The 19048-nt window shown below is 74.2% G+C and carries 16 protein-coding genes; 8 read left to right on the top strand and 8 right to left on the bottom strand.

Features of this window, described 5'->3' with window-relative positions; all coding sequences use genetic code 11:
- Positions 1 to 10 precede the first annotated feature (10 nt).
- Positions 11 to 616, top strand: a complete 606-nt coding sequence (locus LX83_RS33625; RefSeq protein ID WP_253778978.1) for a TetR/AcrR family transcriptional regulator — start codon at positions 11 to 13, stop codon at positions 614 to 616.
- A complete protein-coding gene (locus LX83_RS33620; RefSeq protein WP_253778975.1) occupies positions 613 to 2457 on the top strand; it encodes an alpha/beta fold hydrolase in 1845 nt (614 codons plus the stop codon). Before LX83_RS33625 ends, LX83_RS33620 begins: the two co-directional genes overlap by 4 nt.
- A 327-nt stretch (positions 2458 to 2784) precedes the next feature.
- Here the strand turns inward: LX83_RS33620 and LX83_RS33615 are convergent, their stop codons facing one another.
- Entirely contained in the window at positions 2785 to 3438 is a 654-nt protein-coding gene (locus tag LX83_RS33615) for a hypothetical protein (RefSeq protein ID WP_253778973.1), read from the bottom strand.
- Positions 3439 to 3746: 308 nt separating this feature from the next.
- Between LX83_RS33615 and LX83_RS33610 the strand changes: the two genes are divergently transcribed.
- From LX83_RS33610 to LX83_RS33600, 3 genes are all read left to right on the top strand, one after another.
- Positions 3747 to 4439: a GntR family transcriptional regulator gene (locus LX83_RS33610; protein WP_253778971.1), complete on the top strand. Its 693-nt coding sequence runs from the start codon at positions 3747 to 3749 to the stop codon at positions 4437 to 4439.
- 42 nt (positions 4440 to 4481) lie between these two features.
- Positions 4482 to 5306: an SCO6745 family protein gene (locus LX83_RS33605; protein ID WP_253778969.1), complete on the top strand. Its 825-nt coding sequence runs from the start codon at positions 4482 to 4484 to the stop codon at positions 5304 to 5306.
- A 138-nt stretch (positions 5307 to 5444) separates the two neighbouring features.
- Positions 5445 to 6206, top strand: a complete 762-nt coding sequence (locus LX83_RS33600) for a metallophosphoesterase (RefSeq protein WP_253778967.1) — start codon at positions 5445 to 5447, stop codon at positions 6204 to 6206.
- A gap of 31 nt (positions 6207 to 6237) precedes the next feature.
- Here LX83_RS33600 and LX83_RS33595 read toward each other — a convergent pair whose 3' ends face one another.
- Entirely contained in the window at positions 6238 to 6726 is a 489-nt protein-coding gene (locus tag LX83_RS33595; protein WP_253778965.1) for a cupin domain-containing protein, read from the bottom strand.
- A 98-nt stretch (positions 6727 to 6824) separates the two neighbouring features.
- Positions 6825 to 7349: a hypothetical protein gene (locus LX83_RS33590; protein ID WP_253778963.1), complete on the bottom strand. Its 525-nt coding sequence runs from the start codon at positions 7347 to 7349 to the stop codon at positions 6825 to 6827.
- A 103-nt stretch (positions 7350 to 7452) separates the two neighbouring features.
- On the opposite strand from LX83_RS33590, the gene LX83_RS33585 reads away from it, so the two are divergent.
- Positions 7453 to 8184: a TetR/AcrR family transcriptional regulator gene (locus tag LX83_RS33585; RefSeq protein ID WP_253778961.1), complete on the top strand. Its 732-nt coding sequence runs from the start codon at positions 7453 to 7455 to the stop codon at positions 8182 to 8184.
- Here the strand turns inward: LX83_RS33585 and LX83_RS33580 are convergent.
- Positions 8159 to 8785, bottom strand: a complete 627-nt coding sequence (locus LX83_RS33580) for a hypothetical protein (RefSeq protein ID WP_253778958.1) — start codon at positions 8783 to 8785, stop codon at positions 8159 to 8161. The genes LX83_RS33585 and LX83_RS33580 overlap by 26 nt on opposite strands.
- 279 nt (positions 8786 to 9064) lie before the next feature.
- Between LX83_RS33580 and LX83_RS33575 the strand changes: the two genes are divergently transcribed.
- Positions 9065 to 10495: a glycoside hydrolase family 28 protein gene (locus tag LX83_RS33575; RefSeq protein WP_253778956.1), complete on the top strand. Its 1431-nt coding sequence runs from the start codon at positions 9065 to 9067 to the stop codon at positions 10493 to 10495.
- 31 nt (positions 10496 to 10526) lie between these two features.
- Here LX83_RS33575 and LX83_RS33570 read toward each other — a convergent pair whose 3' ends face one another.
- The gene (locus LX83_RS33570; RefSeq protein WP_253778954.1) at positions 10527 to 12374 is read right to left on the bottom strand and encodes a right-handed parallel beta-helix repeat-containing protein; all 1848 of its coding nucleotides are present in this window, start codon (positions 12372 to 12374) and stop codon (positions 10527 to 10529) included.
- Positions 12375 to 12479: 105 nt separating this feature from the next.
- On the opposite strand from LX83_RS33570, the gene LX83_RS33565 reads away from it, so the two are divergent.
- A complete protein-coding gene (locus tag LX83_RS33565; protein WP_253778952.1) occupies positions 12480 to 13436 on the top strand; it encodes a TetR/AcrR family transcriptional regulator in 957 nt (318 codons plus the stop codon).
- A 45-nt stretch (positions 13437 to 13481) separates the two neighbouring features.
- On the opposite strand, the gene LX83_RS33560 is transcribed toward LX83_RS33565, so the two are convergent.
- The 3 genes from LX83_RS33560 to LX83_RS33550 form a co-directional block, all read right to left on the bottom strand.
- The gene (locus LX83_RS33560; protein WP_253778950.1) at positions 13482 to 14414 is read right to left on the bottom strand and encodes a lysyl endopeptidase; all 933 of its coding nucleotides are present in this window, start codon (positions 14412 to 14414) and stop codon (positions 13482 to 13484) included.
- Positions 14415 to 14626: 212 nt separating this feature from the next.
- A complete protein-coding gene (locus tag LX83_RS33555; protein ID WP_253778948.1) occupies positions 14627 to 17422 on the bottom strand; it encodes an AfsR/SARP family transcriptional regulator in 2796 nt (931 codons plus the stop codon).
- A gap of 430 nt (positions 17423 to 17852) precedes the next feature.
- Positions 17853 to 19046, bottom strand: coding sequence for an enolase C-terminal domain-like protein (locus LX83_RS33550; RefSeq protein ID WP_253778947.1), 1194 nt, complete (start codon positions 19044 to 19046; stop codon positions 17853 to 17855).
- Between the last annotated feature and the right edge of the window lie 2 nt (positions 19047 to 19048).

The raw sequence follows: 19048 nt of genomic DNA, 5'->3' as shown, positions 1-19048 counted from the left end.
TTCTCGCGGCATGGGAGAAACGAAGGGCGCCAGGACCAGCGCGCGCCTGGTGGAGTCGATGCTCGACCTGATCCAGAGCCGCGGCTACAGCGGTACCGGTCTCAACACCGTGGTGGAGCACGCGCACGCGCCCAAGGGGTCGCTGTACTTCCACTTCCCCGAGGGCAAGGAGGCGCTCGGCGCGAAGGCGGTGGAACTGGCCGCCGAGCGGTTCCGCTCGCTCGTGGCCAGTTCCGCGCTGGAGTCGCGGACCCCGGGTGAGGTGGTGCGCCGGGTGATCGACGTGCTGGCCGGGATGCTGGTGGACAGCGACTTCTCGTTGGGCTGCCCGGTCTCGGTGGTCACGCTGGAGATGGGCGCGCAGAGCGAGCGGCTGCGCGACGCGTGCGCGGGCGCCTTCGACTCGTGGATCACCCCGCTCGCCGAGTACCTCGGCGCGCACGGCCAGCCGCGCGCCGCCGCCCGCGCCGTGGCGACCACCGTGGTCAGCGCCGTCGAGGGCGCGGTGATCGTGTCGCGGGCGCAGCGCTCGGTGGAGCCGTTGCGCAGCGCCGCCAGCGTGCTCGCCGTGCTCCTGGACCAGGGCGATGCCCGGACCGCCGAGGCGTCCTGGTGAGCGCGACCGATCGGCACGCCCTGGTGTTCGGGGCGACCGGCCTGATCGGACGGCACCTGGTGCTCGCGCTCGGCCAGGCCGGCGTGCGGGTGAGCACGGCCAACCGGAGCCGCCAGTCCCACCAGCGGCTCGTCCGCTGGCTGGCCGACCACGGCCACCACCAGGCACCCGCCGACCTGCGGGTCGACTTCACCCAGCCGGAGCCGCTGTCCGGCCGGGCGGCGGACTGGGCCGACGTCACCGAGATCCACAACTGCGCCGGCGCCTACCGGTTCGGGATGTCCGGGGCGGACGCCCGTCGCGCCAATGTGGACAGTGCGCGCGCGGTCGTCGCCCTTGCCGCGCGGCTGCCCCGGCTGCGCCGGGTGGTGCACGTGTCCGGGTACCGGGTCGGCGGGCAGGACCCGGCGCTGGTGCCGTGGAGCGACGAGCACCGCCGGCGCACCTACGCGGAACTGGGCGCCTACGAGGCGTCCAAGGCCGAGGCGGACGCGGTGTTCCAGGCCGCCGCCGACCAGGCGGGACTGCCGTGGACGATCGTCAACCCGGCCAGCGTGATCGGGGACAGCGCCACCGGCGAGTCCGACCAGCAACTGGGGCTCGCGGCCAGCCTGCGCGACCTCTGGCGCGGCGCGCTGCCCGCGCTGCCCGGTGACGAGCGGACCTTCGTGCCCGTGGTCGCGGTCGACCACCTCGCCCGGTTCATGGCCGTGCTCCCGCTGGACGAGGCGACCGAGCGCGCCGCGTACTGGGTGCTCGACGACGCCACCCCGGCCCTGCCCGAGCTGCTCACCCTCGTGGCACGGCACTACCAGGTGCGGGTGCCGAGGCTGCGGGTTCCGGTGTCCCTGGTGCGGCGCCTGCCCCAGTGGGTCACCAGGACCGACCCGGAGACCCTGACGTTCCTGTCCGCCGACCGGTATCCCACCGGGCCGGCCACCGCCGTCGCCACCCGGCACGGTCTCGCCATGCCGGACACCACCACGACCGTCCTGCGCTGGGCCGACCACCTGGCGGCCTACCGGTTCGGCGAGGTGCCCGCCGGCCGCCGCCGGTTCACCGCGCCCGCGGACGTGCGCACATTCGAACTCGGCGCGGCGGACGCGCCCACCGTGGTGCTGCCCGGGCCGCCAGGCAACGCCGACACCTGGGCGCCGGTCGCCGGGGCACTGGGGCAGGCGCGCGTGGTGGACCTGCCCGGGCTCGGCCTGAGCCGGGGCCGGCGCGCGGACTGGCCGGCCTGGTCGACCGCGCTGGTGACCGAGACCGGCGCGCGGCACCTGGTGGGGCACGGCGGTGCCGCCGCGCTCGCCGTGCGCGCCGCGCTCGCCCACCCCGACCTGGTGGACCAGCTCACGCTGGTGTCGCCGTTCGCCCCGGGTACCCGGGTGGGGCGCGCCGCGCGGTGGACGCCGCTGGTCCGGTGGCGCCTGGCCCGGGTCAGCGCCGAGGCACTGGCCAGGCAGCTCACCGGGGACCCGGCGCTGGCCGAGACCGTGGCGTCGAGCGCGGCGGATCTGCGCCGGGGGCGCGTGGCGGCCACCGCCGCCCGACTGGTGGCCGATGCCGGCGGCCGCCGGTGGCGCCACCAGCTGTGGGCCGGGTTGCAGCGCTACCCGGGGCGCGTGCACGTCATCGTGGGAGCCGACGACCCGCTCGGCCCGGCGGAGCGGCAACTGCTGGAGACGCTGCCGAGGGCCACCGTGACCGCCATCGCCGGCGCGGGCCACCACCCGCACCTGACACACCCGGCGGAGGTCGCCGCGGCGATTGGCGGCGCTCCGGTGGACACCCCCCACCCTCCCCGGGGGGCGAGCCCCGCTCCAGCCTATCGCCGCTGATCAGCCGGGCCCAGCCCCTGCGCGGTGCCTGTGGATAACTGACCGGCCTGTGGATAACCGGGCGGCCGGCAGGGCCTGCCACAACTCCGCCCACCACGTCCGCGACGCCGTGGCGGAACACGGGTGACGGCCGTGGTTGACACTGGTGACGGCCGTGGCCGACCAGAGAACAGCCGTGGCGGAACACGGGTGACGGCCGTGGCCGACAAGGGAAGACAGCCGTGGCCGACGGTGGTGGGTGTCGGACACGGGCGATCAGGTCGGCCACGGGCAATCAGGTCGGGCGCGGGCAGGCACGGCGGCGCGGGTCCCCGGCCGCCTGGCGCCTCACTCGTAGGTGACCGCCTCCAGGGCGGCGACGGCCAGTGCCTTGGCCTGGCTGAGCACCTGGTCGGCGGGCTCGCCGTCGTTCTGGTACAGCACGGTCACCGCGATGTTCGACTTGAACGTGTAGAGCTGGACCTTGCTGGTGATGGCCGGGCTGAGGTAGGCCAGGTCCGCCGGCGGGAGGTCGATCACGCCGCCGCCACCGCCGTCCTCGGACAGGCTCTTGTACGTCTCGCTGTACTCGGCCATCGCCTTGGCGCCCTTGGCGTTCAGCGCGACCGTCACGCTGAGTTCGAGCGCCCCGTACAGGTCGTCGTACAGCGCTTCATTGGACACGCTGCAGGTCTGGCCAGGACCGCCCTCGAAGCCCTGCGCCGTGCTGGGCTCGTACTCGGTGCCCTCGGGAAAGCCGAAGGTGTCCACCACGTTGCGCACGGCGTCGCAGACCGGCGGCAGCTGCTTGGCCTCGGGCACCGGGGTGTTCCTGGTCGCGGCGGTCCCGGTGCGCCCGCTGCCCGCGTCGCTGGTCCCCTTTGCCACGCCACCGGGCACGAAGGGAATGCCGGACGTGTAGCTCCCACAGCCGGTGGTGGCGAGTGCCACCGCGCCGGTCAGCGCGGCGAGGGCCAGTGTCCGCCGTACCCGCAACGACATTCCGCTACTCCCTGACTCCGTCCGGCCGCGACTGTCCCGGCCGGTTGACGCGAGTCAGACGTGTGCGGCGGGCACGCGGTTTCGCCTTCGCCGATCAGGAGTGGCCGCTCTCGTTTCCCGGCCGGGCGAGTGATGGCCCTTCGCCACCGCGTCCACACCAGACTGTCTATTTCGGACAAACGAGGTGGGGTCCGGGTCTCGGGGCGGTGGTGGTGACCCCGGCCGGCCGGGCCGCGGCCGAGCCAGCACGACGCCTCCCAAGTCGATTGTTCTTCCAAAAATCGATTATCTGGGCTAGGGTCGAGTGCGTGGCAGAGCACGGCAGGGGTGTGGCGCCGTCGGTGCGGGCCTACGAGTCGCTGCGGGCGGCGGTCCTGCACGGCGAGTTCCGCCCGGGGCAGGCGTTGAAACCGCAGGAGCTGGCCCTGGCGCACGGGGTGAGTCTCGCGGTGGTCCGGGAGTGCCTGCTGCGGCTGGTCGGGGAGGGCCTGGCCGAGCGCCTGCCGAACCGGGGGTTCGTGGTGCCGCAGGCGGGCGACGCGCGGTGGCAGGTGATCGCCGAGGCGCGGGCGGCGATCGAGCCGACCATGCTGCGCATGGCGATCAGCCGCGGCGACCTGGAGTGGGAAACGCGGGTGCGCGCCGCCCACCACCGGCTCGCCCGCACACCCCCGTTCGAGCGCGACGACGACGTCCACTTCTCCGACGCGTGGGCCGCCGCGCACCACGCGTTCCACCGCGCGCTGCTCGACGCGTGCGGCAACGACGTCCTGCTGGACACCTTCGAGCGGCTGTGGACCGCCAGCGAGCTGTCCCGCCGCTGGTCGGCCGCCAGCACCCCGACCCGCGACTACCTGGCCGAACACCGCCGGCTCGAACAGCTGGCGCTGAGCCGGCAGGGCGAGGCGGCGGCCGCCGCCCTGGCGGACCACCTCGCCGTCACCGCCGCCGCGCTCGCCGACCAGGCCACACCCGCCGGACACCCGCCCGAGGACGCCTGACGCGTCCCGCCGACCTCGTTGAGGGGACACCCACTCATGGACATGACCGCCGTTCGCGAGGTCAGCCTCGCCGTCAACGCCGCCCACCGGTTCATCTACCTGGTCCCGGAGAGCGAGGAGGAGGCCGCCACGCTCGGGGTCACCGCCTCCCGGCCGAGGTACTTCGCGTTCCGCGCGGCGGCGCTGGGCGCGGTGCCGTGGCAGGTCGTGCTCGCCACCTTCTACGGGTTCAGCCCCCGCTCGGTGCGGCAGATGGCGGGCGTGTGGGACGTCGCCCCGCCCGAGCGCTGGCAGGCCGCCCGCTTCGCCGCCGCCGGTCGGGCGATGCGCCGCGTCGGCGTGCCCCTCACCGCCGAGCAGATCGCGGCGGCGCGGTCGCTGATCGACCCGGTCGTCGCCGCCGCCGACCACGCCGGCAAGCCGCTGGCCGCCGCGAACGCGTCGGTCGCGCTCCCGGCCGATCCGCTCGTCGCGCTGTGGCAGCAGATCACGGTGCTGCGCGAGTGGCGCGGGGACGCGCACCTGGTCGTGCTCGCCGACAACCGGCTCGGGCCGTGCGACTGCAACGTCCTGCAGACCGCGACCGGCCGCCTCCCGCTCGGGCTGGTGCGCACGACCCGCCAGTGGAGCGACGAGGAGTGGGCCGGGGCGACGGCCCGGCTGGTCGCGCGCGGCTGGCTCAACGCCGACGGCACCGTGACCGAGGCCGGCGCCGCGGCGCGCGAGCGGATCGAGGTCGAGACCGACGAGCACTGCGCCGCGCTGTGGACACCGATCGGTGCCGAGGGCGCCCGTCGCCTGGCCTCGCTCATCGCGCCGATCGACCAGGCGTTCAGCTCGGCCGGGACCTACCGGCAGCTGCGCTGACCCCAACCGGTTCGCCGGACCGGGGCGCCATGCCTCGGGAGGTGCTGGCACTGTGTGGGGCGCACCGGTGGCCCGGCCCGGCAGCAGCGGTCCCGGACGACCCCGGGCCCCGGGCGTGACGCGGAGGGGGATGCCCACATGTTCGTTCTGGCCCACATCAGCGACGTGCACGTCGACGGGGGTGACCGGTCCGTCGAGCGGGCGCGGCGGGTGCTGCGCTTCATCGGTGACCTGGCCGCTCCGGTGGACGCCGTGCTGCTCACCGGGGACATCGCCGACCACGGCCGGCCCGACGAGTACGCGCGGGTGAACGAGATCCTGGCCGGCACGGCCCTGCCGGTGCTGACCTGCCCGGGCAACCACGACGTGCGCGGCGCCTACCGCGAGGTGCTGCTCGGCGAGCCCACCGGCGATGACCCCGCTGGCGACGAGCCGATCAACCAGGTGGTGCGGGTGGGCGCGGCCGTGTTCGCGCTGTGCGACTCCAGCATTCCCGGGCGTGACGACGGCTACCTGGCCGACGAGACCCTGACCTGGCTGGAGGAGGTGCTGACCGAACACCGCGACGGCGCACCGGTCTTCGTCTGCTTCCACCACCCGCCGGTGCCGCTGCACAACCCGGTCGGCGACACCATGCGCCAGTTCGGCGAGCAGCGGCTGGCCGCGGTGCTCGACCGCCACCCCCAGGTGGTGGCGGTCCTGTGTGGACACGCCCACCAGGCCGCGGCCACCACGTTCGCCGGTCGGCCGCTGCTGGTCGCGCCCGGTGTGGTGGCCACGGCCCGGTTGCTGCCGTGGGAGCGCGGCGACATCGTGGACCTGGACAGCCCGCCGATGATCGCCCTGCACGTCCTCGACGACGACGGCCGGCTCACCACGCACTACCGGGTGGTGCGCTGACCGCGCGCGCCGGCCGCGCCCGGAGGCGGGGTCAGCGGCCGGCGCAGTGCTCCGTCCACACCGGACTCTCGTGGAAGTGGTTGTCGAACCGCTCCTGGCTGTCCAGGATCTCCTGTGGACTGGCCAGGCCCTGCTGGACCCGGTTGAGCAACCGGAAGTAGTCGAACCGGTCCACCTCGGGCATCAGGAACAGGAAGTCCGCGCCGGTGTCGGCCGGGGTGCGGAAGGCGTGCGCCATGCCCGGTGGCACCAGCAGGAAGTCACCCGCCCGCGCGGTGACGACCCGGTCGCCGACCAGCACGTCCAGGCCGCCTTCGATGACGAAGAACATCTCCGCGGCGTTGCGGTGGTGGTGCGGGGAGGCACCCGCCGTGTCCCTGGGCATCCGGCTGCGCGCGGCGCTGATCACCCCGCCGGTGTCCGATCCGTCCGCCAGCAGGTGGACCGTGGTGGTGCCGTGCAGCACCTCGGCGTCGGCCGCGCGCACCAGCACGGCGTGGTCCGGGTTGAGCGCTGTCATGCGGGGCTCCTCGGTGTCGGGTCGGTGGGCGTGGTCCGCCCTGTCGCCCAACAGGACCGCACAGGGCCGGACTTTGTGACATCGGCGCGCGCGGCCGGTCAGCTGAGTGCCTCGATGGCGGTGACCGCGCCGCCGAGGAGCAGGCCGGCGACCACGATCAGCGGACTGCCCCTGAGCGCGGCGACCGCGTGGAACCGCAGGTCCCGGTACTCGGCCATGCCTTCGGTGCCCGGCAGGGTGAACACCCGTGGGCGCAGCCCGGCGAAGATGACCCAGTCGAGGATGACCAGGTCGAACACGGTGAGGGTGGCGAACATCACCGCGCCGGTGGCGGCCGCGTGCGCGAAGCCCACGTCGCCGCCGAGCGCCGAGGACAGGGTGAGCACGGCGCCGGCCGCCAGGGGCGGACAGCAGCCGCCCCAGAACAGCACCCCCACCCAGGTGGCGACCCGCCGGCCCCGCTCGCTGCGGGCTCGGCCGTAGCGGCGCTGGATCTCCGGCGGGTAGTCGGCCAGGAGGAAGTCCCGGCTGACCGCGGCGCCGGCGAACAGGGCCGCGGTGAACAGCACGCTCAGCACCAGCCCGAAGCCGACGCCACAACTGAGGACGAGGGACCACCGCATGACGACTCCCGGGGGTTCGGCGTGATCGGCCGACCGAGTGTGGCCGCTCCGACCCGTTGAAGTCAACGGTGTGTGAAGTTCAAGCCGACACTACGATGCCGTGGTGGCCAGTGACGAGCAGGCCGGACCGGACCCGGCGACCCCGGCCGCCACCCCCGGGGTGCGGCGGCGCCGGCGACCGGAGTTCCGCACCGGACGGCCCACGCTGACCAGGGAACGGATCGCCCGGGCCGCCCTGGCGGTGCTGGGCGAGGGCGGCCCGGCCGAGCTGAGCATGCGCAACGTGGCCGCCCGGCTCGGCGTGTCACCGCGCGCGCTGTACAACTACGTGGCCGACCGGGACGACCTGCTCCGCGAGCTGGTCGCCGTCTGCCAGGCCGACCTGCCCGAACCGCGCCTGGACCCGACCCGGTGGCGGGAGAGTCTGCGCGCGCACTGCCACGCGCTGCGCGCCTGGTACCGGGCCCACCCCGGGCTGCTGGCGCTGGCCCGCGCCGAGGACCTCACCCCGTTCGCCGCACCGCACGCGCTGCGCGCCGACGACGCGTTGCTGGGCTTCTTCCTCGACATCGGACTGTCCACCCAGAACGCGTACCGGGCCTGGATGATCACCGTGTTGCAGGTGGCCGGGTTCGCCGAGGTCTGGGACTCCTGGCGGGACCGGCCGCCGGCCGCCCAGCCCGCCGCGGTGTGGGCCGGGGTGGCGCCGGTCGAGCCGGACGACGACCTGCCCAACCTGCGGCTGATCAGCCGGGAGTCCACTGTGGAATCCCCGGACGTCCTGTTCGGATCGGTGCTGGACATGCTGATCAGCGGAATCGAGGCGATGCGGTGAGCGCGGTCGCGGCGGACGGCCGAGGCAGCGGGGCGGCGGTGCCGCGCAGCAGGCGCAGGGCGAGCGGGGCGAAGCCGGCGAGCAGGCACAGGGCGGCGACCGGGAGCAGGTCGAGGGAGACCAGCCCGAGGCACGGGCCGGCCAGCACGAGCACCGGGCCCCACCAGGGCAGTGCCTTGGCGCGCGCGAGCAGCACCGCCAGCACCAGCAGGCCGACGAACATCAGCTGCGGGCCGACCTGGTAGAAGACCGGCTGCACGCCGGGGAGGCTGGTGAACCCCCGGGAGATCGCGCTCATCTCCGCCCGGTCCGCGGCGAGCAGGCCGGCCACGATGTCCACGACGAACTGGACCACCGAGGTGGCCACCCCGACCAGGGTGAGCCCCACGGCCAGGCCGCGCCCACGCGTTCCGGCCAGCAGGCGGCCAAGGCCCAGCGCGAGCGGCACGCACAGCAGCAGGCCGATCAGGTTGCTGACGTGGGCGGCCTGCCAGTCCAGCCCGGGGCCGTACTGGCCGTCCAGCCGGCCGACCAGCCGGATGATGCCGTAGCAGAGGAAGAACAACGGTGCGGTGATCAGGCAGACGCCGGTGAGTTTCACGGTGTTACCTTCGCCGCGCCGCCCCACCGGCACGTCAGGGCTTTCCCGGATCCGCCCCCCGATCTTGGCGACCGCCGCCCGGTCAGGTGGCGGTCAGGGTAGGGCGACCGCGCCGGGGGTGACGCGACGCGGGTGGCGCGGTGGGGTGGCCACCGTTGGGTGGCCGGGGTGGCGCGACGCGGGAGGCGCGCTGGGGTGGCCGCCGTTGGGCGCGGCAGGCACTCGGTGGTCGTCCCGATCGTTGACCTGGTGGGGTCACGGGAAGTACCGGAGCGACGGATGGGTGCGAGGCGCGAGGTGGCGCGGTCCCGGCGCGTGGCACTGGCGGTGGGTGGCGCGCTGGCCGGCGGTGTGCTCACCACCGGTCTGCTGACCGGGCGGTCCGTGGCGGCCCGGTCCGTCGACCCGGCCGACCCCTGGCGGCGGCTGCCGGACGTCCTCGACCGGATCAGGCCGCCGGTGTTCCCCGACCGCGTCTTCCGGATCACCGACTTCGGCGCGGTCGGCGACGGGCGGACCGACTGCACGGCGGCGTTCCGCCGGGCGGTCAGCGCCTGCCACCACGCGGGCGGCGGCCGGGTGCTGGTGCCGCCCGGCCGGTTCGCCACCGGGGCCATCCACCTGCTCGACCGGGTGGACCTGCACGTGGCCGAGGGCGCCACCATCGCGTTCAGCCCGGACCCGGCCGCCTACCTGCCCGTGGTGCTGACCAGGTGGGAGGGCACCGAGTGCTACAACTACTCGCCGTTCGTGCACGCGGACGGCCGCACCGACGTGGCCGTGACCGGCGCCGGCGTGCTGGACGGGCAGGCCCGGCTCGGCCCGTGGGAGAGCTGGTACGCGGACGGCGGGCCGCAGCACGCCGACCAGCTGCGGCTGCGCCGGATGGGCGACGAGGGCGTGGCCGTGGCCGACCGGGTCTTCGGCGCCGGCCACCACCTGCGGCCCAGCATGGTCCAGTTCCACCGCTGCCACAACGTGCTCGTCGACGGCGTCACCCTGCTCGACCCTCCGATGTGGACGATCCACCCGGTGTTGTCGGACAACGTCACCGTGCGCGGCGTGACCGTCCACAGTGTCCTGTACAACACGGACGGCTGCGACCCCGAGGCCAGCTCGCACGTGCGCGTCACCGGCTGCCGGTTCGACACCAACGACGACTGCGTGGCCGTCAAGGCCGGGCGGGACGCCGACGGCCGCCGGGTCGGGGTGCCCAGCGAGCACATCGTCATCGACAACTGCCTGCTCGCCGGGCGGTGGGGTGGCGTGACCGTGGGCAGCGAGATGTCCGGCGGGGTGCACGACGTGTACGCCCAGCACTGCGTGGTCAACCCGGCCGGGTTCCCCGGGCGCTACCCGGTCAAGTACCCCCTGTACGTCAAGACCAACAAGCGGCGCGGCGGCGTGGTCGACGGCGTGCACCTGCGCGGGTTCACCGGCGGTGGCGTGGAACGCGACGCCGTCTTCGTCACCACCGACTACAACGGCGAGCCCGGCGATCAGCCGGTGCTCGTGCGCGACATCGACGTGCGCGACATGCGCCTCGACGGCGCCCGCGCCGTGCTCCACCTGGTCGGCCTGCCCACCGACCACGTGGTGGACGTGCGCCTGCGCGACTGCGCCTTCACCGGGGTGGTCAGCCCGAGCACCGTCGAGTTCGTCGACGACCTGTCCCTGACCGGGGTCACCGTCAACGGCCAGCCGCTCTGACCGGCGCGGTCGTGGCCGGACCGGTGATCGGTCAGCCGGCCGGCGGGTGCTGGCCGGTGGCGGTCCGCCGGCCGGCCGTGGCCAGGATGTCGGCGCCGGCCGGATCGGCGGCCAGCGCCCGGGTGAAGTCGTCACCGGGCAGCACGGTGTTGCCGGCGACGACCACGGTGTCGGGTGGGGTGTCGTGGCCCGAGGGCTCGGCGTCCCAGAAGTTGCCGAGGAACGCCACGTGCCGCAGCGGCGGCGACACCTGGAGCACGACCGGGGTGTCGCCGCGGTGGATCGCGTTGCCCAGCACGGTCACCCAGGCCGCGCCGTAGTCGGTGTAGAGGCCGAAGTTGTAGGACGTGACGGTGTCGTGGATGACGTTGCCCCGGATCACCGCGCCGCTGGCGAACGACGCCCCCTGCGGGGCCGAGACGTAGATGCCGCCGCCGTCGGCGAGCGCGGTCATGGTGTGGTGGATCAGGTTGGCCACGACCTGGGTGCCCCTGGCCCGCTCGCCACCGGTGACGACGATCCCGTTGTGCGGCACGTGGTGGATCTCGTTGTGCCGCACGATCGCGTCCCTGGTCTGGCTGAGCGCGATCGCGGGTGAGCCGCGGTACTCGCGGCCGATGTCGTGCACCAGGTTGTCCTCGATCACGCAGTCCGCGCTGTCCGCGACGGTGATGCCGCTGCCGGAGATGTCGGTGAACGTGTTGCCGCGCACCAGGACGTCCACACTGGACTCGCCGATGCTCAGCCCACCCGCGCCCAGGTGGGTGAAGTGGTTGTCCACCAGGGCCAGCCGCGCGACGTGGGTGAACTCGACGTTCGCCGGCAGCCGCGCGGTCTCGGTGGGCACGGTCACCCGGCCCATGCCCTCGGGCAGCGCGAACTGGGTGAGCCCGCCGCCCAGGTAGTGGTTGACGCCGTGGTAGTGCAGGTAGCCGCCGGTGCGCCGGATGCCGGACCAGCCGGCGTGGGCGAAGGTGAGCCCGCGCAGGGTCAGGCCGGTGAGCGGGTGCTGCTCGGTGCCGCTCCCGGCCACCAGGGTCTCCAGCACCGGCACGACCACCTCGGTGCGCTCCGGGTGTTCGCCGGGCAGCGGCAGGTAGTGCAGCACGTGCTGGCCGGGCGTGGACCGGTCGAGCACGAACGTGCCCGGCTCGGTGAGGAACGAGCGGCTGTTCTCGATCAGCGGTGGGTTGGCCAGCGGCACCCAGTCGACCTGGTCGCCGTCCTCGGACGTGGCACCGTGCCACTCGGCGTCGTAGAGCCTGCGCGCCCAGTCCCAGGCCGGCTGGGCCATCGTGATGGTGGTGCCGTGCTCGGTCGCGGTGATCCCGGCGACCGCGCACCGCGCCTCGGACCACGGGTAGACGCCCGGGTAGACGAACTCGATGCCGTCCGCGCCGTGCCAGGACAGGGGCACCGAGCTGTCCGTGACGTAACCCGTCTCGGTTTTCGTCACGTTCCCGGGGATGCCGGTGGTGTGCGCGGCGCGGCCGGCGCGGCGGCCGTCGACGTGCAGCTGTCGCACGTCGAGGTCGCCGACGGGGGCGGTCCAGACGCCGTCGGCACCGGGGGTCCACCCGGTGACCGCGCGCCCGCCGCTGAGCACGACGGTCTCCTGCTCGGCCGTGCCGAAGCGGTGCGGCTGGTAGCGCACGTGGTGCCCACCGGTGCCGGAGTCGCCCTGGTCGGCGCGGAACTCCAGGGTGCGGTCCAGGTGGTAGGTGCCGGCGCGCAGGTGCACCACGAGATCACCGGTCATGGTGGCGGTGCGGGCGCGGACGGCCCGCTGTGCGGCGAACACGGTGGCCAGCGGCCGCTCGACGGTGCCGGGCCAGGTGTCGTCGCCCCAGGGGGCGACGAAGATCGGGGGTTCGGCCATGACTGCTGGGCCTCCAGAAAGTGTTTATGCCGTAAACAGTGCGTACAGCATAAACACGAGTGGGTTATCGTTGGCAAGCCGTGGCGGCGACGGGAGGGAGACGAGGTGGCGACGGACGAGGACCGGCCGGTCGATCCGGAGCGGGCGGTCGAGCTGCTCTGGGACGACGGCCGGCGCGGCAACCCCCGGCTGACCCTGGCGCGGATCGTGGCGACCGCGGTCGAACTCGCCGACGCCGACGGCCTGGCCGCGCTGTCCATGCGCCGCATCGCCGAGCGGCTCGGCTACACCACCATGTCGCTGTACCGGCACGTGCCCGGCCGGGCCGAACTGGTCGAGCTGATGCGCGAGGCGGTGTTCGCCGAGGTCGGCCCGTCCGCCAAGGCAGAGTCAGCCGCGGCCGGGGGAGCGGCGGCGGCCGGGGGAGCGGCGGAGGTCGACTGGCGGGCGGGGCTGGCCGCGTGGGCGCGCGAGCACCGCGCGCTGCACCGGCGGCACCGGTGGCTGGTGGACAGCGTGGGCAGCCGGAACCTGCCCGGCCCCCACATCATGGCCGACTACGAGCGCGCCCTGGCGGTGGCCGAGCGCACCGGCCTTCCGCCGGCCGAGGTGCTCGCCGTGGTCGACCTGGTCGGTGGCTTCGTGCAGGTCAACGCCAGGCAGGAGGCGGAGCGGGCCGAGGCCGAACAGCGCACCGGGGAGAGCCACGAGCAGTGGTGGGGCGAGCGGGACTCGCTGTGGGAGCGCCTCGACGACTACCCGGTGCTGCGTCGGCTGTGGGTGGCCGGCGGGCACGACCGGCCGGTGGACGCGTTCGAGTTCGGTCTGGCCCGCGTGCTCGACGGCATCGAACTGCTGATCACCGCCCGCACCGGGGGAACCACCCACCCCGAGGGGACCGCCCACCCCGACGGGCGTGACGAAATTCGTGATGGAAATCGGGTCGCGCGGTGCCTCGTCTGCGGGGCGGCCATCGCCGAACCCGGGCGCGGCCGGCCCCGGTCCTACTGCTCCCGCGGCTGCCAGCAGCGCGCCTACCGGCAGCGCCGGGCACGCGGGTGACGGGCCCGGGGGTGACGGGCCCGGGGGTGACGGGCGGGCCGGCCCTCACCTGGTGGTGACCGGGATCCTCACCCCGGTGGCCTGGTTGATCGCCTGCGCGTAGTTCGCGGCGGTGCAGCCGGTCTGCTGCGCGCACTTCGCGATGTCGTCGTAGAGCCAGATGAAGCCGCCGGAGAGCGGGGCGGACTCGCTGATCCAGCCGCTCAGCGTGTCGTGCACGTCGGTGGGCGAGTCACCCGAGGCGCACGTGTCGCCGGTCTCCTCGGTGTGCCTGCACCACAGGCCGGGGTCGACGGACATGCCGTCCAGCTGGTTCGACCACTCGATCAGCGCTTCGGCGCTGGCGTTGATGTCACCGCCGGCGTAGCACTGCACGTAGGTGCGGTCCACGAACGAACCGAGCGACGCCTTCAGCGCCGCCCAGTAGTCCTGGTTGTCGAAGGGCACGAAGGTGGAGTTGGGGTATCCGAGGTCCTGGGTCATCCGCATGAAGGCCACGCCCGAGTCCACGTCGTAGTAGTCCTCGTTGTCGCTGTCGACCGCGTCCGCCCCGGTCGCCGCGAGCAGGGCCTGGAAGTTGCGGTACAGGACGCTCGTGCTCCCGGTGCCCTGCGCGTTGATCAGGTACGCGATGTTGTTCCAGTCGGAGACACCGCCCGAGCCGACCGAGACCTCCACGCGGTTGACCGACGTGCCGTCCCCGGTCTTGAGCTGTCCCACCAGATCCGGCCACGCGGGGTCGCCGACGTACTCTCCATTGTGGACGATCAGCTCGCCGTTGTAGTACAGGTCGCCGTTGTTGGGGTTCTGCTCGTCGGTCTGGTCGCACCAGACGTGGATGCTCCAGAGGATGACGGTGGTGAACCCCGACCCCCGCAGGTCCGCGACCACCTGCCCGGCGTTCGGGTTGGTGGGGTAGACCGGTCCGCCGACGAAGACGGCGGACCGGCTGCCGGTCGTGGGTGCTGGCGGTGCCATGGGACCTCCTCTGCTGCGGTTGGCGGTTGTCCTCCTGCGGCTACCCCTGGGCCGGGCCCGGGTACCACCGGGGCGGAGTCCGCCACCCCCGTGGGGGAGCGCCCGCACCGGAACCGGGTGCGCGGTTCAGCTCCCGCGGTTCAGCCGCCCCGCGGTTCGGCCCCCGGCTCAGCGCGCCCCGGCTCAGCAGCCCCGGTTCAGCCAGTCCCGGTTCAGTCCAGCGCCGCCAGCCGCGCGCGGATCTCGTCGGCGTCGCGGTCGCCCAGCTCGTCGAAGATGGCCAGGGCGCGCCGCCAGTGCTCGCGCGCGGCGGCGGTGTCGCCGATGGCGTGCAGGGTCGCGGCCACCTGGGCCAGCGCCCTGGCCGTGGTCCGCTGGTCGCCCAGGGCCTGGCTGATCGCCAGGGCCTGCCGGTAGCAGGACAGGGCCTGCTGGTGGCGGCCGGTGTCGTGGTGCACGTCGCCGAGGGTGCTCAGGGTGTAGCGCAACCCGCTCTGGTCGTCGCGCCGCCGTTGCAGGGCCAGCGCGCGCTCCAGGCAGTCGGTGGCCCGGTCGGGCTCGCCAAGCAGCCGGTGGGTGTCACCCAGGTTGTTCAGGCAGATCGCCTCACCCTGCTGGTCCCCGGTCTCCTGGAACATGGGCAGCGCGCGGGAGAAGCAGTCGGCCGCCTCGGCCAGCCGGTGCACGTCCACGTACACCACGCCGACGTTGTTCAGGTTCCACGCCTGGCCGTGCCGGTCGCCGACCTCGGCCAGCAGGGCCTCGGCGCGCCGGTGGCAGTCGATGGCGGTGTCGAACTGGCGCAGGTCGCTGTGGGCCACGCCGAGGTTGCGCCAGGTGATGCCCTCGGCGCGGCGGTCGCCCAGCGCGCGGGCCGCGTCCAGGGCGACGCGGTGCGTGGTGAGCCAGTCGTCCCAGTGGCTGCGCCGGTAGTAGAAGCTGAGCAGCACCCACGGCAGCTGCCAGGCCACCGGGAGCAGGTCGTGCTCGGCCGCGGCGCGGACCGCGGCCAGCAGGGCGGCCCGGTTGGCCTCGAACCAGCGCAGGGCGGCGGCGTGGTCGGCGAACCCGGGCAGCACGCAGCCGGCGGGCAGCGGGTGCAGCGAGATGATCCGGGTGCGCTGCGGGTCGAGCACGGCGCGGGCGGCCTCGGCGGCGTGCAGGTACCAGGTGAGCAGCCGGTGCACGCTGGCCCGCCGGTCGGCCGGGTCCTCGTCCAGCCGTGCGCGCTCGCGTGCGTAGGAGCGCATCAGGTCGTGGAAGCGGTAGCGGCCGGCCGTGGCCTGGTGCAGCACGTGCTCGTCGAGCAGGGCCTCCAGCAGCAGGTCGGCGTGCTGCGGGGTGGTGCCGACCAGCGCCGAGGTGGACTCGGCGGTGAAGTCCTCGCCCGGGTGCAGGCCGAGCAGCCGGAACGTCCGCTGCTGGCGGGGCGGCAGCGCCCGGTAGGACAGGTCGAACACGGCGGGCAGGCCGCGGGTGCGCGGTGGGGCCAGGTCGTCCAGCCGGTTCTCGCCGTGTTCCAGGCGGTCCACCAGGTCGGTCACGCTCCACGCGGGCCGGCTGCGCAGCCGCCGGGCGGCCAGGGAGACCGCGATGGGCAGGTGCCCGCACAGCTCGGCCACCCGCCGGGCCGCGTGGGGCGCGGCGGCCACCCGGTGGTCCTGGGTGAGCTGCGCCAGCAGCACCACGGACTCGTCCGGCGCGAACACGTCCAGCGGCAGGCAGCGCGCGCCGTCCAGGCCGGCCAGGCTGCGCCGGCTGGTGACCAGCACCAGGGCGTGCTCGGCCGCGCCCGGCAGCAGCGGCCGCACCTGTTCCTCGCTGGCCGCGTTGTCCAGCAGGATCAGCGCGTCGCGGCCGGCCAGCCGGTCCCGGTAGAGCGCGGCCCTCGGCTCCAGGCCCTGCGGGATCCGCTCCCCGGGCACGCCGAGCAGCCGCAGGAAGCCCTCCAGCACGGTGGCCGCCCCGGCCGGCGGGTGCTGCGGGTCGAAGCCGCGCAGGTCGGCCCACAGCTGCACGTCGGCGAACCGTCCTTCGTGGACGAACTGGTGGGCGGCGTGCACGGCCAGCCGGGTCTTGCCCACCCCGGCCATGCCCTCGACCACCACCACCGCGACCGCCCCCGGCCGGCCCGCGCACGCCTCGTCCACCAGCGCGCGCAGCCGGCGCAGCTCGGCCCGCCGGCCGGTGAACTCGCTGATGTCCATGGGCAGCTGCTGCCACGCGGCCACCTCGTCGTCCACAGTGGACGGTTCGGGGGCGGGTTCCGGCGCACCGGCCAGGATCTCCCGCTGCACCTGCCGCAGCCGGGGGCCCGGCTCGATCCCGGCCTGCTCGATCAGGTGGCGCCGGGCCTGGCCGAACACCTCCAGCGCGTCGGCCTGCCGGCCGGCGCGGTGCAGCGCGAGCATCAGCCGCGCCCACAGTTCCTCGCGCAGCGGGTGCTCGGCCAGCAGCGCCCGCAGCCCGCCGATGACCGCCTCGGGCCGACCGAGTTCGGTGTGCGCCCGCGCGTGCTGCTCGGCGATGCCCAGCCGCAGTTCCTCCAGCCGCGTCACCTCGGCCTGCAACAGCGAGGTGGGTGACAGCTCCGCCAGCGGCGTGCCCCGCCACAGCCGCAGCGCCCGGTCCAGGCGGTCCGCCGCGGTCGCGTGGTCGCCGTGGCGCAGCGCGCGCTCGCCCTGGCCGGCCAGGTCCTGGAAGGTGTCCAGGTCGAGTTCGCCCGGGTGCACCACCAGCAGGTAGCCGCCGGGCCGGGTGAGCAGGCGGACCGGGGCCGCGCCCTCGTCGCGCAGCCGGCGCCGCAGCCCGGCCACGAAGGTGCGCAGGTTCGACTCGGGGGCCACCGGCGGGGTCTCCCACACGGCCGAGGCGAGGTAGCCGGTGCTGGCCGTGGTGTTGGCGCGCAGCAGCAGGGCCGCGAGCACCGCCCGCTGTCGGCGCCCACCCAGCGGCACCAGCTCGCCGGCCCGACGCACCTCCAGCGGCCCCAGGAGCCGGAACTCCATGACCGCGCTCCCCACCAGATCCAGTGCCGCGCCAGGTGCCGTCGCCGCCATCCTGGCCGACCCGGCCGGCCCGGTTCTAGCGCCACTCGGCGCATCCTGTGGGCGGAAGCTGTGCGACATCTGTGCGCACCCGGTGCCACAATCCCGCGCCCACCTGCGTGTTCCCCGCCCGGGCCGGCACGCGTCGGCCCGGGGCGCGAAGACGATCAGTTCTTGTGCGGGATCTGTGCGCGGTGCGGTCCATCCTGGGCCCACAGCACAACCGGGGCCGGGGGGACGCGGTCCGCTCCCGGGGGGTGGGGAAGTGATCGCGCTGGTTGCGATGGGGGTGGCAACCAGCGCGATCAGAACGCGCGCTGGCCGGGCGCCGAACGGGTCGGGTCAGCCCGGCACGGGGCGCCGGGTCGCGGGCGCCGGCGCCCGGGGCGGATCAGGAGAAGACGATCCGCTGCGTCTCGATCCTGCTCTCGTCCAGGTCCATGCCCAGCCCCGGCTCGTCGTTGGGCACCAGCAGGCCGTCCACCGGGTGCACCGGGTGGCGCAGGAAGTGCTGGTGCACCGCGTTCCACTTGACCAGGTGCTCCTGCAGCGGCGTGGACATCGGCGACTGGGTCAGCGAGAAGTGCAGGGTGGCCGCGGCCGAGTGGCCGTGCGGGATGGTCACCAGGTCGTGCACGCTGGCGTAGGCGGCGATCTTGAGCGTCTCGGACAGGCCGCCGCACCAGTAGATGTCCGGCTGGAGCACGTCCAGCGCGCCCGCGTCCACGAACCGCTTGAACCCCCAGCGGGTGTACTCGTGTTCCGCGCCGGCCAGCGGGATGTCCAGGCGGTCGCGCAGCCGCCGGTAGCTGTCCACCCGGTCGGGCATGGCGACCTCCTCCAGCCACCGGGGCCGGTACTCGGCGATCCGCGCGGCGAGGTCGGTGACGTAGCCGACGTCCATGGACTGCCAGCAGTCGAACATGATGTCGTAGTCCTCGCCCACGGCCTCGCGCACGGTCCGCACCAGCTCGACGTTCTTGCGCAGCCCGGCCGCGCCGCTGGCCGGCCCGTGCCGGAAGAACCACTTCTGCGCCGGGTAGCCGAGTCGCTTGTACTCGATCGCGCGCGCCCGCACCCGCTCCGGGTCCTGCACGGAGAAGCCCAGCATGGACGCGTACGCGGGCACCGCCTCCCGGGTCGGCCCGCCGAGCAGCCGGTACACCGGCTGGCCCAGCCAGCGCCCGCGCAGGTCCCACAGGGCGCAGTCCACCGCGCTGATCGCGAGCATGGCGTCACCCTGGCGGCCGTGCACCATGCGCCGGTGCATCTGGTCCCACAGCCGCTCGCCCGCGATCGGGTCCCGGCCGACCAGCAGCTCCCGCAGGCTCCTGGCCACGATGAAGGCCACCTGCTCCGGCACCGGGCCGGCCCGCCCGACCAGCCCCTCGTCGGTCTCGATCTCCACGAAGTGGGTCTGGATGTGGAAGCCGGCCGCGGTCTGCGTCCCACCCTCGTGGTCGTCGCGGTCGCGGTACTCCGGGTAGACGTCGATCGGCCGGACCAGGCGTTCCTCCCACAGGTCCCCGTCCGGGGTGGGCAGGACACCGCTCAGCTGGCGGAGCCGGACCTCGGTGATGCGCATGC

The sequence above is a fragment of the Goodfellowiella coeruleoviolacea genome (genome assembly GCF_024171785.1).
Taxonomy (GTDB): Bacteria; Actinomycetota; Actinomycetes; order Mycobacteriales; family Pseudonocardiaceae; genus Goodfellowiella; species Goodfellowiella coeruleoviolacea.
This window is presented reverse-complemented; position numbering and strand designations above follow the sequence as displayed.

What these genes read in the sequence shown, in the direction of transcription:
- LX83_RS33625 (WP_253778978.1), top strand. Translation starts at nt 11, where the DNA reads ATGGGAGAAACGAAGGGCGCCAGGACCAGCGCGCGCCTGGTGGAGTCG.
- LX83_RS33615 (WP_253778973.1), bottom strand. Translation starts at nt 3,438, where the DNA reads ATGTCGTTGCGGGTACGGCGGACACTGGCCCTCGCCGCGCTGACCGGC.
- LX83_RS33605 (WP_253778969.1), top strand. Translation starts at nt 4,482, where the DNA reads ATGACCGCCGTTCGCGAGGTCAGCCTCGCCGTCAACGCCGCCCACCGG.
- LX83_RS33600 (WP_253778967.1), top strand. Translation starts at nt 5,445, where the DNA reads ATGTTCGTTCTGGCCCACATCAGCGACGTGCACGTCGACGGGGGTGAC.
- LX83_RS33595 (WP_253778965.1), bottom strand. Translation starts at nt 6,726, where the DNA reads ATGACAGCGCTCAACCCGGACCACGCCGTGCTGGTGCGCGCGGCCGAC.
- LX83_RS33590 (WP_253778963.1), bottom strand. Translation starts at nt 7,349, where the DNA reads ATGCGGTGGTCCCTCGTCCTCAGTTGTGGCGTCGGCTTCGGGCTGGTG.
- LX83_RS33575 (WP_253778956.1), top strand. Translation starts at nt 9,065, where the DNA reads ATGGGTGCGAGGCGCGAGGTGGCGCGGTCCCGGCGCGTGGCACTGGCG.
- LX83_RS33570 (WP_253778954.1), bottom strand. Translation starts at nt 12,374, where the DNA reads ATGGCCGAACCCCCGATCTTCGTCGCCCCCTGGGGCGACGACACCTGG.
- LX83_RS33560 (WP_253778950.1), bottom strand. Translation starts at nt 14,414, where the DNA reads ATGGCACCGCCAGCACCCACGACCGGCAGCCGGTCCGCCGTCTTCGTC.
- LX83_RS33555 (WP_253778948.1), bottom strand. Translation starts at nt 17,422, where the DNA reads ATGGAGTTCCGGCTCCTGGGGCCGCTGGAGGTGCGTCGGGCCGGCGAG.
- LX83_RS33550 (WP_253778947.1), bottom strand. Translation starts at nt 19,046, where the DNA reads ATGCGCATCACCGAGGTCCGGCTCCGCCAGCTGAGCGGTGTCCTGCCC.